This is a genomic window from Enterococcus sp. DIV0175, assembly GCF_050529075.1.
GTDB lineage: Bacteria > Bacillota > Bacilli > Lactobacillales > Enterococcaceae > Enterococcus_B > Enterococcus_B thailandicus.
This window is the reverse complement of the sequence record NZ_CP172880.1, coordinates 771,236-786,647: the sequence shown is the minus strand read 5'-3', so window position 1 is coordinate 786,647 and position 15,412 is coordinate 771,236. Positions and strand designations below refer to the sequence as shown.

Below are 15,412 nucleotides of genomic sequence, written 5' to 3'. Positions count from 1 at the left end.
TTCTTAATAGAATTGATCTGGTAAAATCGTTTCTCCGAGTTTTTCATTATCACGATAATCAATTGGAATATCAATGATTACAGGTCCTTCAGTAGCAAATCCGTCAGTTAAGGCTTGTTCTAGTTCACGAACATTTGTTGCACGAATTCCTTTTGCGCCAAAAGCTTCTGCATATTTGACAAAGTCAACTGGACCAAAGTCAACACCTGATGATCGTTGATATTTCATTTTTTCTTGGAATTCAACCATGTTATAGTGACCGTCATTCCAAATCAAGTGAACGATATTTAACTTTTTGCGTACAGCTGTTTCTAAGTCTTGTGCAGAAAACAGGAAGCCACCATCACCAGAAACTGAAACAATTTGTGTATTTGGACGAACTAACGCCGCAGAAATCGCCCATGGTAAAGCCACACCTAATGTTTGCATTCCATTACTAAATAGTAAGTGACGTGGTTCATAGCTTCTAAAGTGGCGTGCCATCCAGATATAGTGACTACCTACATCAACAGTCACTGTCATATCATCCGTAACTGCTGATTGTAGTGTATTGATGACTTCTAATGGATGTAAAATTCCTTCATCTTCTGTCTGTTCTACAACATCACGAGCGGTTAATTTTTCTTGTAACGAGTCAAGATATTCGTTAGCATCCACTGATACTTGTTGTGCTTCTAAAGAATCACTAAGTAGATCAAGTGTTGCTGCAATGTCACCAATCAATTCTCTTTCTGGTTGCATAAATGAGTCGATTTCAGCTGGTGTTTCATCGATGACGATGATTCTTGCATCTTTTTCTGCATTCCAGTTACGTGCTTCATATTCAATCGGATCGTAACCAATGGCGATTACTAAATCACTTCGTTTTAATAACATATCACCAGGTTGATTTCTAAATAACCCCACTCTTCCAAAGAAATGTGATTCTAACTGACGTGAGATGACCCCAGCAGCTTGGAATGTTTCAACAACTGGTAACGAAGTCTTTTCTACTAATTTGCGAATAGCTGTAGTTTCTTTTTCACTTGATCCGCGCATTCCTACCAATAAAACAGGAAGCTTGGCTTCGCGAATACGGTCAGCCAAGTAGTTGATATCATTTGCAGACGCAGATCCTAGTTGTGGGTCATTTAAGGGTTGGATTACATCACTTTTCACCGGCGCATCAACGACGTCCTGTGGGATACTGATAAAGCTTGCACCTTTCTTTGAACTTTTTGCCATACGATATGCATTGGCAATCACTTCTGAAATCGTTTCTGGATCTTGGATTTCAGCACTGTACTTCGTAATTGGTTTAAATAATGCTGCATTGTCCATACTTTGATGCGTCAGTTTTAATAAGTCACTTCGCTTTACTTGTCCACCAATTGCTAAAACTGGATCACCTTCAGCAGTTGCTGTTACTAATCCAGTTGCTAGATTACTTGCACCAGGACCACTTGTTGCAATAACCACTCCAGGTTCACCAGTAATTCGGCCAATTGCTTGTGCCATAAATGCCGCATTTTGTTCATGACGTGTCACGATTAACTCTGGGCCTTGGTCTTCTAATTCATTGAATACCCCATCGATTTTTGCTCCAGGAATACCAAAGATATAATCTACGTGATGATTAATCAAGCTTTCTACTACAGCGCTAGAACCTTGTTTCATTTCTTTTTCCATCATACAACTTCCTTTAACAGCTTATTTTCTTTCTACTCAGATAATAAACAAGCAACATAAAGTAATACAGTTTATATATCTGTTACAAAAAATAGTATAGCATGCCTTGCAAGATTTGTTTAGTAATAAGCTAAATAAATTTCAAAAAAATAGTAACAGCTCACTCAATGTATATTCATCTACTATCTCGAAGAAAAAGGCTGATAAAGTGGCAGATTTTCTTTACCAGCTTTTTACAAGCCCCCGTTTCTTTTTTCTTTTAATTATTTTTGGCTAAAAAACATTCACGTAAAAAAAATATTTCCCCCCTAAAAAAAGCTCAATTTGCTTTCAAGACTGCTTTTATATTAAATAACAACGTTCTCTTCCTATCACGCGGTAATTTTAGAAATTTACTTTGAACATCATAGGCTTTAACTTTAGATGTGGTTGCTGGGGAATCACCTCGACCGCTACAAAAAAATATTTTATCAAGGGGAGAAAAAAATGAAGACAACAAAATGGAAAACGTTGCTAGCAGCTTCGATGGCAGGATTTACACTATTATCTTCTGCACCACTTCAAGCATTTGCAACTGAAACACAAGGGAATAATTCTGGTTTAGTGATGGATGACACAGCAAATATCATCAACGGCCTAACAGACGCACACATGTGGTCAAATGACAACGGCACTTCTTGGACACGTGGAAAAGAAAACCAAATTTTTAAAGGAACTCAAAAAGTTATCATTGCTAATTATGACGAACAAATCGCTTCAGCACAAACTTGGACAGCAAAAGCTTATGCTGGTGGTTCAATGGTCATTTATAAAAATGCACTGTGGACTAACTCTTATTGGGCAGAAGCTAATCAAGCTCCAGGATCTGCACCAATGTGGACAAAAGTAAAAGATGTTCCAGCTGGAATTGCAACATTTAATTTCAACAAATTTACAGGTGCAGCCGCTGATGACTATCAAAAGGTTCAAGCTGAAACTGTTCAAAATCAGAAAAAAGTTATTGGTTACTTCGCTAACTGGCAAGGTTACAAAACAGATTATGAACCAAATAACGCTGACTATAACTATAGCCAAGGCGTTCTTGATGGAAAAGGATATGATCCAGTTGACGTACCTTTCGATAAAATCACGCACGTAAACTATGGCTTCATGATTATTGATCCTAAGACAGGAAAATTAACTTCAAACGATGCTTGGGCAGATTTTGATGATACTGTATCAGGTGGTGGGAAAAACTATATCGGCCAAATCACTGACATGGCGGATGAAAATGACGTAGCAGCAATGGTTTCAATCGGTGGTTGGAACAATTCAGTTAACGATATGGCTTTTGATATTGTGACAAAAACACCTGAAAAAATGGATGCTTTCACAGATGAAGCAGTTAAATTTATGTTAGATCATAACTTTGATGGTATTGACATCGATTGGGAATACCCGGACAACACCGATCGCCAGACAAAATTTATTGCCTTGATGAAACAACTACGTGAAAAATTAACAGTGGCAGGAAAAGAAAATGATACATATTATCAATTAAGTATTGCTGTAACAGCTTCACACGAAAAAATGGAATTTATCGCTCCTGAAACAGTCAATGAGTACGTTGATAACTTCAATGTCATGACTTATGATTTCCGTGGTGGATTTGATACACAAACTGGGCATCACTCTGGATTGTATGCAACTGAAACAGATAAAGACCAAAAATTCAACGTTTCTTCCGCAATGAAAGAATACAGCGAAACATATAACATTCCTAAAAACAAATTAATGGTGGGTATGAGTTACTACTCACGTGGATTTGCAAATGTGGAATCTGGTGAATTAGGTGCTGCAAGTAGTGGTGCTCCAGTCGGTGGCACTTGGGATGATCCTTACCAACCAGCTGGCCTAAAACCTTGGTGGCAAATCAAAGACCTCGAAGCTCAAGCGAACGAAGATCCGAATGACAACTTAGTTGCTAAATGGGATGATCAAGCAAAAGCTCCTTACATTTACAATGCGGACACAAAAGAATTTTATTCTTATGATAATGTTCAATCTATTGAAGAAAAAGTGAACTGGACAATTGAAAACGAATACGGTGGCGCAATCGTTTGGGAACTTGGTTATGATACAACAGATGCGGAATTAGGTTCTATCGTGGACAATGTATTAACTTCTGAACCAACTGATCCGACTGATCCTCCTGTTGAAGAAAATAAATTACTTGCTGTTGGTGTCAATGAACGGACACGAAAAACATATATCAACTTAAATCTAACGACTGAACAATTTAATAGTGAAGAACGTTTCGTTGTTTACTTGGATGGTAAATATTCATTTGAAACTTATAAAGGAAAAAGTTATTACAGCAATTCAACAAACTATGGCGAGAAAACTGGTGTTGCCAAAGTCTTCGCTGGTTGGAAAGGTCAAAAAATCGAAGTCTATAGTGCACCTGGTAAACCAAGTGAAAGTACGAGTGGTAGAAAATTACTGGAAACACTTGTTTTAGATAAAGATGTTGATTTAGGCATCGAAAAAATGAATGATGCTGTTAAGAAAATCAGTTACGACGGGGAAAACATTTATGTTGATTTTGACAAATCAGCATTTGAAGGAAGTAATCGTTTCGTCGTTTGTCAAAATTACAGTTATGTAGCTGAGGTTTTTGAGAACAAAGCATACAGTAGCCAAATAACAAATCGTACAGCTGATACGATTCAAATCAAAATTAGCCAAAAATCAAAAGTTGGGGATCTTCTCGAAGTACGATTAAGTAGTGGCGTACCTGGTGAAAATTCTAGCAATTTGAAATCTCTATTAACTTTAAAAGTTAAATAATTAACGTCAAAAAGAGCGTACAGTGAAAAACTGTGCGCTCTTTTTTGTTAATCTATTTGGACCTGTATTTGTCAATCACTACACAAGTAATCAAATAGATTTGTGAAGCTATACCGATAAGACCACACACCCACATTTTATTCTCTCCATTTTTTTATTCAATGAAAAGGATGGAACTACTTTTTCACCAGCTAGAAATCAATTGAATTGAATTCTTTTACTTTTCATATGTATAGGGTTATTAAGCACTTTTTTATCTACTAAAGATAGATCTACCACTCTTTCAGAGTAACGGGGAAGTCATCAAAGAATTCTTTTTTTCAACGTGTAACTTCAGCTATGTTTGTAATTACTAGATTATTCAGTACTACTTTTTTACAACTGCTCTCTGCACTTCATCCTATTCAATAACTATGAAACACTAAAGGTGCTGGATATGAACAAAATTATGTCTTATCTTTACTCAACGTATTAGCTTAATGAAAAAGATGAACGATGTTAACCTCCATCTTTTACTACTTTAGTATAGCTGTTTTACTGAATTGTTTTTATCATTTATTTAATTTATTTTTTAAATTGTTGACAAAAAAACACCTTGGAAACAGCTACTATTAACTTAGTCATTTCGTCACCCAAAGCTTGTCTATTTTCACGGAAACAATTACAATTAAGCAGTAATGTAGAACGCATAGAAGAGTGGTGAAACAGACAATGGAACTATTTAATTTGCTAGAAAAAAATGGCAAAATCCAAATTTCAATCATTCATTATTTGTTAGATAAAAATTTAACGGCAGATATTCCTAAGTTACTGATTGATTTAACCATTACTTCTTTTCTTTTTAATAACAATGTTGAAGAGTTGACTTTTATCCTGAACGACTTAGAACTTGATTTAAGTCTTGAAGTCGATCACGAACAAAATCAAGTCACTTTAAAAAAAAGCAATCAAACAAGCTTGGATAAACTTTACTATTATTACTTGCAAGAATCAATCAAGTATCAGATTCTAAGGCATCTCTATTATCATTCGTCCTATTCTATCTATGCGCTATCTCAAAAGTTTTTGATTAGCGAGGCCGCTGTTTACCGTCACATCACGGGACTAAATCAGTTGTTGGACGAGTTTAATCTTAAAATTCGTCGAGGGAGAATAACTGGCGATGAATTACAAATTTGCTACTTTTTCTTTCAGTTGTTTTGGAACTCTGTCCCTTTAGAAGAGATACAAGGAAAAGAAAACGACCATAATAGTCTGTTGTTTGTCTCTTTTTTAGAGAAAAAATTAAAACAGCCATTTGGTAGCACAACTCGGCTGAAATTATATCTTTGGATTCGAATCTTAAAGAAACGAACAAAAAAATTAAATAATCCTCCTTCAGTTGAGTCAATGACCATGCTGAGTGATGATTATCTTGATGATCCTGTCTACCAATTAGTTCGTGAATCTTATTTTTTATCTGTTAGTCCGTCCGCTGAGTTTCAGTTTGAGTACAAAGCGACTTATCTCTACTTGTTTATTTCTTCTCTATTCGTTATAGAACGCAGTAATCGTTTCTTGCTTCAATCTGATGACTGGCCAACATTTAATACAAAAGTTATCGAGTTGAACAAAATGGTTGTTCAGCACGTAAAAACAGCTTATCAAATTGACTCGGCTGAAATTGATTCACGATTTATCCAAGAGTGGAAGTATTTCTTAACCCAGTTACACAGTACGATTGTTTATTTCAAAGGAAATATCACCTTTTTTGAAGAACAAATGCTATTTGATCGATTAGTTAATCAATCAATTTTTACGCCAAATTTTGAACTGGTTCAGCAAATTATTCAAGAAACCGAAGACATTCTCGGTTTTTCTCTGTTGGAAACGACAAAGCAATTAGTTACCCGAATTCACCTTTATTTTATCAATCAAATGCGACGCTTTTCTAAGTTGACGATTCAAATCGGTGTCTTTTGTAGTCGAGACAACTTACAAACAAATATCATGATGGAAAGTATCAAGAACGAGTTCGATACAAAATTTTACATCCATTGTGAAGAAGCTGAAGTTAAGAAAGACTACGACTTATTGATTTCAGACTCCGCTTTTGGAATACAACAATTTTCATTTAAAGATTTATATATCATCAATGATTTTAAAACCCAAGCGGATATCCAAGCTTTAACTCGTTTATTAAAAGACTATTCAAAGAAAGAAGGAATATAATTGAAGGTCATCGTTATCGGCGGCTCACACGCTGGGATTGCCGCTAGTAAATTTTTAAAAAAATTAGACCCAACAACTACAGTATGCCTAATCGAAAAATCAAACGTACTTGGCTTTATACCAAGCAGTATCAATTTAATTTTTAAAGGGTTGTTTTCAGCCGACGAAATGGAAAAAGGGGAAGTTGGTGACCAAGAGACCCTTGAACACTTAGGAATCCAGTTATTACTTGAAACGACCGTTACAAACATTGATTTGAAAAAGAAAGAAGTTTTTTATCAAGATAATGCAACTAAGCAAATTACTACAGAAACATTTGACAAACTGATTTTAGCCATGGGTTCCGATCGCTTTGCGCCATTGATTCCAGAATCAGAGGCGGTCCATTCAAGCATCATCACCTACAAAAGTCGCGCAAAAACCATTGAAGCTTATCAAAAAATCAACGACAGCAATCAAATAGCAATCGTTGGTGCTGGCTTAATTGGCCTGGAACTAGCTAGCAGTCTAGCTACAAAATCGACTAAAAAAATTACAATCATCGAGCAAATGAATCGCCCAGTATTTCGTTATTTTGATGAAGAAATCACTGATATTTTGCTACAACACATTCCTGAATCCATCGATTTACGATTATCAGAAAGTTTTAATCAATGTCAAACTGTCAAGATTGATGAACGTGAGCAATTAGAAGTTCAATTCTTCTCAGGACAAACCAAGCTGGTTGATGCTTGTGTCTTTGCCGTTAATCCCAAACCAGAAGTTGCCTTAGTTGAGGGTCTGGTGGATCTTGATTTCGATCAAACCATTTTAGTGAATGACTTTATGCAAACTTCTGATCCGGATGTCTATGCCATTGGTGATTTAATCAAACTGCCTTTTGGCTTCCATGGTGAACCAGCCTATCTCCCACTGATTGGTAATGCGCGAAAAACAGCACTTGTAGCTGCTAGTCATATTACTTTAGCAGATCCTAAGCCAATTCCAACCTCACAGCGATCGATTGGAACAGAAATTTTCGGCGTCTTTCTGGGTAGTTCTGGAATCACTCAAGACGAGGCTGATTTTTATGGATTAGAAACTTCGTCGATTACCAAAACTTATACGCACTTTTCGAACTATCATCCAGTCAAAGATTTCTTTGTAACCTTCAAAGTGCTGTACGATACGAAAACGAAACAGTTATTCGGCGCTCAACTGATAAGTAACCAAAAAGATATGTTGGACCTACTCAATGTTTTGACGCAAATGATTGTCGATCAAACCAAGGTGGACGACCTTGTGTTTTCTGAACTTTATTACAATCCAAAGCTTTCGCCTTCAACTAATTTTTTGGCTGACCTTGGTTTAGAATCTTTACTCAAGTAAAAAAAGCAGTAACCCTAATCATTTTGTTTGGGGTGCTGCTTTTTTGACAAGGTAAAACCTCCAAATAATACGTAATTAAATGAATATTAAACCTTCTAATAAAAAATAAAATACTAAAAAACTGCCAACAAAGTTCAGACATCTGACTGTCCAACTTCGTTTGCAGTTTTTTGTATAGAATCTTATTTCGTTTCTGTTTCCGATTCTTCCTCTTTTTTCCTTCTCTTAAGAAGAATAATCCAGAAGATTCCTAGCAGGATTACTCCAAGGAGAATTCCAAAGACTAGATAGATCCACATTGGAATAGTTGCTTTCTTACCGGCATCAATCGTTGCTTCGTTGATTTCTTTCGCTTGTTTAGCTGAAATTGTGAAGTTTTCATCAAAAATCCATTCATTGTCTTTCGCATCTGTTACACCCAGATGCAAGCTGTATTCACCAGCTGTTAACGGTTCTTTTTCCCAATCAATTGCAAAACGATAGGTTGAGTTTGGTGCTAATTGCATATCATTGTCATAAGTAACATGACGCACTTCTTTGTTCGTTTTACGATTTTTTACAGTTGCTTCATATTTTAAGTGACCATAAGCATCCATAGTTGGATTGTCTAAAATAGCTACTACACTCGTTTTTCCAAATGAAATAGCAGGTTCCACTTTTTTTAACGTTAACTTTCGTGGTACTTCTGTATCTGTTTCCGTTAATTTTAAACCTAAAATATAACCATAACTATTGACAATCCCTTTTTGGTCTTTAGCTGTTTCTTTCACTACTTGAATTGCTGCTAAAATTTGACCATCAAATTGGTCTTTTGGCATTGTCAAAGTAATCGGTACTTCTTTGCTACTCTTTTTAGGAACAGTTACTGTATCTGCTACTTTGGCAATCGAATCAATTGCGTAAGGATAATCATTTTTCTCTGATTCTTTTTTCTCATTGTAATCAATAAATCCTTGGCTATTTGTGTATGCTTGATTGATGTTGATTTTATACGTTGACTCCGCGTTGGAAGTATTGTTGATCTTCACGTGAATCGTTTGTTCTTGTGCTGGTTCCATTCGTAAATCAAAAAAGCTTTTTTCTTTGTCGATTTGGTTCTCTGGAATGACTGCTTGGATATCATAGCCGACTTCACCAGCATCTTCTTGTGCAAATGTTGGCAATGGTGCTGTCAAAAGCAAACTCAACAACAAAAGGAAACTACTTACTATCTTTCGCGACTTCTTTATTTGTTTGAACATTCTTGATTTCTCCTTATTTTAAACATTGAATAAAGAAGCCGCGCAAATGCGCAGCTCCTCGTCATTCGTTCATTTATTACTTGTTGTTACTAATTATTTTGCGTCTGCTGTGTTGTATAGTTGGTATTGGATGCTTCCAGCTAATGTATCACCTGCAACTAATACACGATCTGCATCAGTAAAACCGATTGACACATTGTCAACAGCTGTTTCAATCAAACCAGTGTTGTTTGCAGCTGTTTTAGTAGCTTCAGCTTTCGCTACGATTCCTTCAGCACCTGTTGCAGCAACTTCTGTTCCATTAATTTGGAATGAATCAACGGTAAATTCTTTTGAATCAGAAGAACGAGTTAATTTATTAGAAGCAACGTTGGCTTTAACAGACCATTCACGATCGATACGGTCATTGAAGACTTCGATTATTTCATCTGTTAAATCAGCAGTCAAGTTATATGTTGCATTTTGTAGTTTTGATTCGAAGTTATAGGCAGCTGGTACTTTTTCCAAAGTTAACATTTTTTGATCTGGATCTGTTGGGTCAAGAGGATCTGTTGGATCGTCGTTATCAGTGATGACAACTTCTGTAGGTGTTTCACCTTTTTGATCGACTACTTCTTGTGCTTGAACACTTGTTGCTCCTAAAGTTGCTAATACCATTGCGCTTAATGTCATACTTACGATTTTTGTGTTTTTCATTTTAATAATCTCCTTTAAATTTGATTGTTATAAAAAATTAGTTATAAAAACTAATCTATTTCCGGTGTATTTAACAAAGTAACTAATTGTTTGCCAACAAACTCCCCAGTAGGTAAATCCGCTGGCAGTTCCAAATGAATCTTTTGTTTATCAATTTGATAATAGTACTCAGTTGATTGAGAAGAATAAGCTTCTAAGATTGTCCCAGCCTCATTTGGATCGGCAGCGATTTTCTGCGGTGTAGCCTGAACGACTTCACCGGATTGATTCGTGCTTAATTTTCCTCGTCCGAGTAATACTTTCACTTGGTATTCTTGACCGTTTGTAAATGTTGAAAGCTGATAGGTCAATTGCCAAGGGCTTTTTTTATTTTCCCGTTGGTCCCTGACAGCAATCAATAGGTCACTAGTTGCTTGAATCTCTTGTTCGTGAGCGGACTTTTGATAGGTTCCAAAAGTTGGCGCAGTCACTTTTTCTAACTTGATTGGGCTTTCCACAATCGTGACATTCATCGGTGTCTGATCTTCTTCTCCTAAAATTTCTTGAGCAAAAGCTGGAGTTGGGAGCAAAAGACAAAGTAGTAATCCGATGAAAAGAAACTCAATTCGTTTCTTCATCTTCGTCTCGCCTCCTTCTCAACCAGAAAACCAAGAACACCACTCCGATGAATAATGTGCCAATAAACGAAAGAATAAATACGCTAGTTTCGTTGGTCTTAGGCAGTAATGAATGATTATTATTTCCACCTATTTCTCCAGGTTGTTCATTTTTTTCATTGACGATCCGAAAAGTGACCTGCTGTTCATCCATATCAAAGTTAGGTTGTTCGCTAGCCATTGTGTTGGTACTGAAAAGAGCAAGACCAAATAAGATTGTTAAGCTTTGAATGATTTTTTTCTTCATCTACTCGCCCCCTACTCTGGTTCTTCCGTATCATACAGACGCCATTTCACCGTTGCTTTATTACTATAATCGCCGACACGCATATAATTATCACTTTGAAGTAAGACACCTTCTGATTCATTCCATGTTTTAGTCGTCATAAAGTCCGTTGGTGTCACGTCCCCTTTGCGCATAACAAGCACAGGGTCTGACATGATTGTTTGTTCGGCACTTGAGGCATCCTTTTTAAAGACGAAATCAAATGGTGCAGTAGCATCTGTCAACTCAGCCTGTACATATAATGACCAAGTTGAGGTATCTTCGCGACTGTCAAAGACACTGAGCGTCATTGGGTTCCCGCTATCCCTAGCCAAGGTTCCTTTTGATTCACTCGCTTTTCTTCCCGTCCAACTCAACATGTCTGGTGCAGTCTCAAAGGAAAGCTTTCCAGTAACATCTAATTTCAATTTCAACGTTTGAACTTCGTCGCCACGTTTCATGGTAATCGTATAATCGTTCACCCCTGGAACAATTTTATCTGCAGGAATATGCCAGCTATGGCTATTAAACTCGGTTGAACCTGTTGTGACAATTTGAGCGAACTCATTTGTTGCATCAGGATCATTTCGATTGATTGTGAAATTTAAAATATCACCATCATCTTCATCTTTCCAATAGAAAGTTAAATCATAACCATCTGCTACTTCTGAGCGATCTTTTGTTTCTGTTTTTTCAGTCACTACATTAGGTGTTTCCCAAGATAAAACTGTTGGGTGTTCCGGTTGTGGTACAACCCAGTAGGCTACTTCATCACTACTAAAGTTAGTAGCTGTATTGTTCCCAATTTCTGTTCCAGAAATCTGACTATCATGATATGTTTTTGTAGGTTCACCTTTGTTCTTCAATTTTGTTGTATAAGATAAGTTTAATTTTTGTTCAATAGATGTGAGTGGCTTTGGTACATTCAGTCCTTTATCTGCAAATGTAACAACAACATTTCCATTCTCATCAACAGTTGCTGCCCCCGTAGTTGTTACACCATTGAACTCAGCTTTTACATTTGAAACGCCCTGACTAATGTCATATAAAGTCGGATCAATGAAAGAACTCCAAGTTTTAATGAAATAGCCTGCCTCAGTATCAGCTTTTAAAGTAAAGGTTGATTTCAAGGTTACTTCATTGCCGTAGTTAGCTGCGGGTAAATCTTTTGAATAGCTTTCACTATCGTTTTGATCGACTACGCTGGCACCTTCTGATTCAACATCATTAGTCACCTCTGCATCCATATCGACTGGAACTTGAGTAAAGACAAATTTTGTTTGACCACTAGATGCCCCATTTGCTGCGGTGAATTCCCAATAGGCTTTTCCTTCATTTGCGCTTAATTTCAGCTGTGCTTCAAGATCTGCATAAGGAATCGTTGTCGCATTTGTTTTGACACCTGTTACCGGATTTTCTAGATAATAAGAAAACTTTTGTGACGCTTTATCGAAATCATAACGAAATTCATACCACGTGGTATTTCGAACACCATCTAATGTTGTAAGACCTCGATGATTAATCATCGCTGTGTATCCATGAGCACCAATTCCTAAAAAGCCAGTGTTCCACCAAGAACTTTCCCCCATAGAGATATAACCATTCGCTAAATCACCAGGATAGGCATATGCCATATGTGGGATGATTTTTGTGTCAGCCGATTGACCATCATAATTTGTGCCGTCACTTTCGTTCGCATCAGTGTTACCATAAAGATCGAACTCAACTGCGACAGAATTTTTAATAGCAAAAACATTGGGTCTTTTACTATCTTCTTTTCCCCATGAATTTGTTCCACCATAAACACCTAAGTTTTGTCCATCAGAATTTGCATTTGCTGTCGTTAGTGCCTGATCTTCTGCTGCATCATTATGCATGACAAAAGCAAATCCATCGGCTTGCTCAGTTCCGAAGTTCACATACGTTCTTCCGTGAAAGTCTTGATTAAAATCTAAACGATATTTATCGTTAGACCAAACACCGACAGCACGATTACTTCCTGAAAGAGAGATTTCATCATATGGCATTCCGTTGTTCTGATCAGATGAACCGGGTAAAATCACTTCTCCAGCAGAAATATTGGTACCATTAGGTCTACTTTTCGCAATCGTAGAAAAAATACCGTCTAACTTGATTGCTCCTTTTGGCACAATTGGATTTCCTGTCCCCAACGACGCACGTACCAAACCACTTCTCGCCGCAACTGCCGGTGCCACAGCACGCTGTGTTGCTGAACTAGAAGTGCTTTTCGTACTTTCAGATGTTTTCGTAGTCGATGAACTCATGGCTGATTCAGCAGAACTTGTCGTTTCAGTCGTTTCACTGGCAGTTTCTTCTGCTTCGCTTGTCGAGCTTTCAGTAGCTGTTGTCGCATCTTCTGTTGTGTTCGTTTCCTCGCTGCTTGTTTCTTCTGTTGCAGTGAAAGAAAAATCATACGTTTCTTTCTGGTTCAATAAAACTTGTTCTTCCCCCTCATTTATCACTGGGGAAATTTTCAACGTGTAATCGAATTGCTGGGGAATTTTTTTTGTTTGGATCTCGAGTTGCATTGTTTGAGCTTGCTGATTATTTTCACCAATTTGATAAATACCATTTTTATCTGGTTGTACTTGTTGCTCTTTATCTGGTTGGTAAACACTAAGCACATCAGTAGGTTCAGTAACAGTGAAAGTCATTTGTCGATTCATTTCAGACGATGATTTTTCAATCAATACAGTCCAAACAAGATTACCAGATTCGACTTGTTCAACTTTTTGGAGCGAAACATTGCCAACTTGGTTTTGATTTTCTTGCGCACTCTCTGTTGCCACAGCCTGAACGATTTCTGGCGAAGCCAACATTGTCGGTGCAATGAATAGTGAAACTGTTGCTTGTAAGACCAACATTTTCGTAAACTTTTTCACTTTTTCTCCTCCCTTCTGCTCATTTTACTGTTTTGATTTTGTGCATAAACGAATTAAGCACACAGAACATTGGTTTATTCTATATGCTTAGTATATTTATTTTTTCTGCGAATTTTTATCAGATTTTTTTCATTTTTTTAAAAAACGTGAGAGTTTTATTAGTAAAACGTTTCAAAACCGGCCTTAAAACGACTAATATAAAGTAAGAAGATGCTTCTTTCACTCATTGAAAATGAACGTATATCTGGTTTTTTTCACAAAAAAGGTCGTGTATCTAAATGAAAAGAAATACGCAAACAAAAGAAAAAATCAAAAAATCGTTTATCCAGCTCATTAACGAAAAAGGTTTTGAATCAATGACAGTAAGTGACATTGCAAAGCAGTCTCAGATCAACAGAGGAACTTTTTATCTTCATTACGTCGATAAATATGATCTAATGGAAAAATTAGAAATGGAGGCTATTTATGACCTCAAACAAATTTTGTTATTAGATACAAACCCTAAAAATTTGGAAGATCCTATTCAATTGATTCCTTATGAATCTATTTTGCACGCACTTATCTACATAAAAAATGATTTTGAGTTTATTCAGGCTTTAGCTAGTGAAGGTGGCGATCCACATTTTATGCAGATGGTCAAAGATATTTTAAATGAACTGGTTCTTTCAAAATTAGATAAGTCCAAAAGTCTTCAATTTTCTCGTAAAAATTTACCCGACGATTACGCGAAAGAAATTTTATTATCCAGTATTGTCGGCGTTGTCAATTTATGGATCAAAAAAGGTGGAGAAGAAACACCAGAACAAATTGCGACTATTATTACCAAAGCAAAAGAAATCTCCCCTTATGAACTTTTACTTTAAAGCACAAGTCTCTTGAGAGTAAGATAAAACTGGAAAACCGGTCGTTCTCAGCACATTTTTCAATTTAAAAAACGTCTAAAATCAACGTTTTCAAAATGAATTTTAGGCGTTTTTTCTATTTTGGCTACTTTTTCCAGGCTAAAGATACTCTTTGTAAAAGCAGTGTCCAATTTAATACAAAAAAAGAGTCCTTGCTTAAGCAAGGACTCAGATTTGTCGAATAATAAATTAACGACGGATTTCTTTGATACGAGCAGCTTTTCCGTGTAATGCACGTAAGTAGTACAATTTTGCACGACGTACTTTACCATAACGAACTACTTCGATTTGAGCAACACGTGGTGTGTGTACTGGGAATGTACGTTCAACGCCCACTCCGTTAGAAATTTTACGAACTGTGTAAGTTTCGCTGATTCCAGCACCACGGCGTTTGATTACAACACCTTCAAATAACTGGATACGTTCGCGTGAACCTTCGACAACTTTCGCGTGAACACGTACAGTGTCACCAGGGCGGAAAGCTGGGATGTCAGAACGTAGTTGTTCTTTTGTTAATTCTTCGATTAATGGATTCATGTTTTCTTCTCCTTATTCCAAACATTCTTATGAGTGAACTCACAGCGGAACATCGTAATAGTTAAGTGCTTTGCACTCACCATAGAATATTATCACACTATCAAATGAGTGTAAAGTAAATTTTCATGACAAACAG

11 protein-coding genes are annotated in these 15,412 nt (G+C 36.7%); 4 read left to right on the top strand and 7 right to left on the bottom strand.

Features of this window, described 5'->3' with window-relative positions:
* Positions 1-3 precede the first annotated feature (3 nt).
* Entirely contained in the window at positions 4-1,668 is a 1,665-nt protein-coding gene (alsS, locus tag IGJ76_RS03810) for an acetolactate synthase AlsS (protein ID WP_075491373.1), read from the bottom strand.
* A 486-nt stretch (positions 1,669-2,154) separates the two neighbouring features.
* Here alsS and IGJ76_RS03805 point away from each other — a divergent pair, with 486 nt between their 5' ends.
* From IGJ76_RS03805 to IGJ76_RS03795, 3 genes are all read left to right on the top strand, one after another.
* On the top strand, positions 2,155-4,497 hold the full coding sequence (locus tag IGJ76_RS03805; protein ID WP_071869124.1) for a glycoside hydrolase family 18 protein: 2,343 nt from the start codon (positions 2,155-2,157) through the stop codon (positions 4,495-4,497).
* Between the two features lie 711 nt (positions 4,498-5,208).
* The gene (locus IGJ76_RS03800) at positions 5,209-6,708 is read left to right on the top strand and encodes a helix-turn-helix domain-containing protein (protein WP_075491374.1); all 1,500 of its coding nucleotides are present in this window, start codon (positions 5,209-5,211) and stop codon (positions 6,706-6,708) included.
* Positions 6,709-8,076, top strand: coding sequence for an NAD(P)/FAD-dependent oxidoreductase (locus tag IGJ76_RS03795; protein ID WP_095803483.1), 1,368 nt, complete (start codon positions 6,709-6,711; stop codon positions 8,074-8,076).
* A 182-nt stretch (positions 8,077-8,258) separates the two neighbouring features.
* On the opposite strand, the gene IGJ76_RS03790 is transcribed toward IGJ76_RS03795, so the two are convergent.
* From IGJ76_RS03790 to IGJ76_RS03770, 5 genes are all read right to left on the bottom strand, one after another.
* The gene (locus IGJ76_RS03790) at positions 8,259-9,317 is read right to left on the bottom strand and encodes a DUF916 and DUF3324 domain-containing protein (RefSeq protein WP_430596734.1); all 1,059 of its coding nucleotides are present in this window, start codon (positions 9,315-9,317) and stop codon (positions 8,259-8,261) included.
* A gap of 93 nt (positions 9,318-9,410) precedes the next feature.
* On the bottom strand, positions 9,411-10,013 hold the full coding sequence (locus tag IGJ76_RS03785; RefSeq protein ID WP_430596733.1) for a hypothetical protein: 603 nt from the start codon (positions 10,011-10,013) through the stop codon (positions 9,411-9,413).
* A gap of 50 nt (positions 10,014-10,063) precedes the next feature.
* Complete coding sequence (locus tag IGJ76_RS03780; RefSeq protein ID WP_218658131.1) at positions 10,064-10,630, bottom strand: hypothetical protein; 567 nt, start codon at positions 10,628-10,630, stop codon at positions 10,064-10,066.
* Positions 10,614-10,916, bottom strand: a complete 303-nt coding sequence (locus IGJ76_RS03775) for an LPXTG cell wall anchor domain-containing protein (protein ID WP_270346741.1) — start codon at positions 10,914-10,916, stop codon at positions 10,614-10,616. The genes IGJ76_RS03780 and IGJ76_RS03775 overlap by 17 nt, the downstream gene beginning before the upstream one ends.
* 11 nt (positions 10,917-10,927) lie before the next feature.
* Complete coding sequence (locus IGJ76_RS03770) at positions 10,928-13,837, bottom strand: lectin-like domain-containing protein (RefSeq protein WP_430596732.1); 2,910 nt, start codon at positions 13,835-13,837, stop codon at positions 10,928-10,930.
* Positions 13,838-14,115: 278 nt separating this feature from the next.
* Here IGJ76_RS03770 and IGJ76_RS03765 point away from each other — a divergent pair, with 278 nt between their 5' ends.
* Positions 14,116-14,700 (top strand): TetR/AcrR family transcriptional regulator, encoded by a 585-nt coding sequence (locus IGJ76_RS03765; protein WP_067483996.1) that lies wholly within the window; start codon positions 14,116-14,118, stop codon positions 14,698-14,700.
* A 228-nt stretch (positions 14,701-14,928) separates the two neighbouring features.
* Here IGJ76_RS03765 and rplS read toward each other — a convergent pair whose 3' ends face one another.
* A complete protein-coding gene (rplS, locus tag IGJ76_RS03760; protein WP_067483995.1) occupies positions 14,929-15,276 on the bottom strand; it encodes a 50S ribosomal protein L19 in 348 nt (115 codons plus the stop codon).
* Positions 15,277-15,412 lie beyond the last annotated feature (136 nt).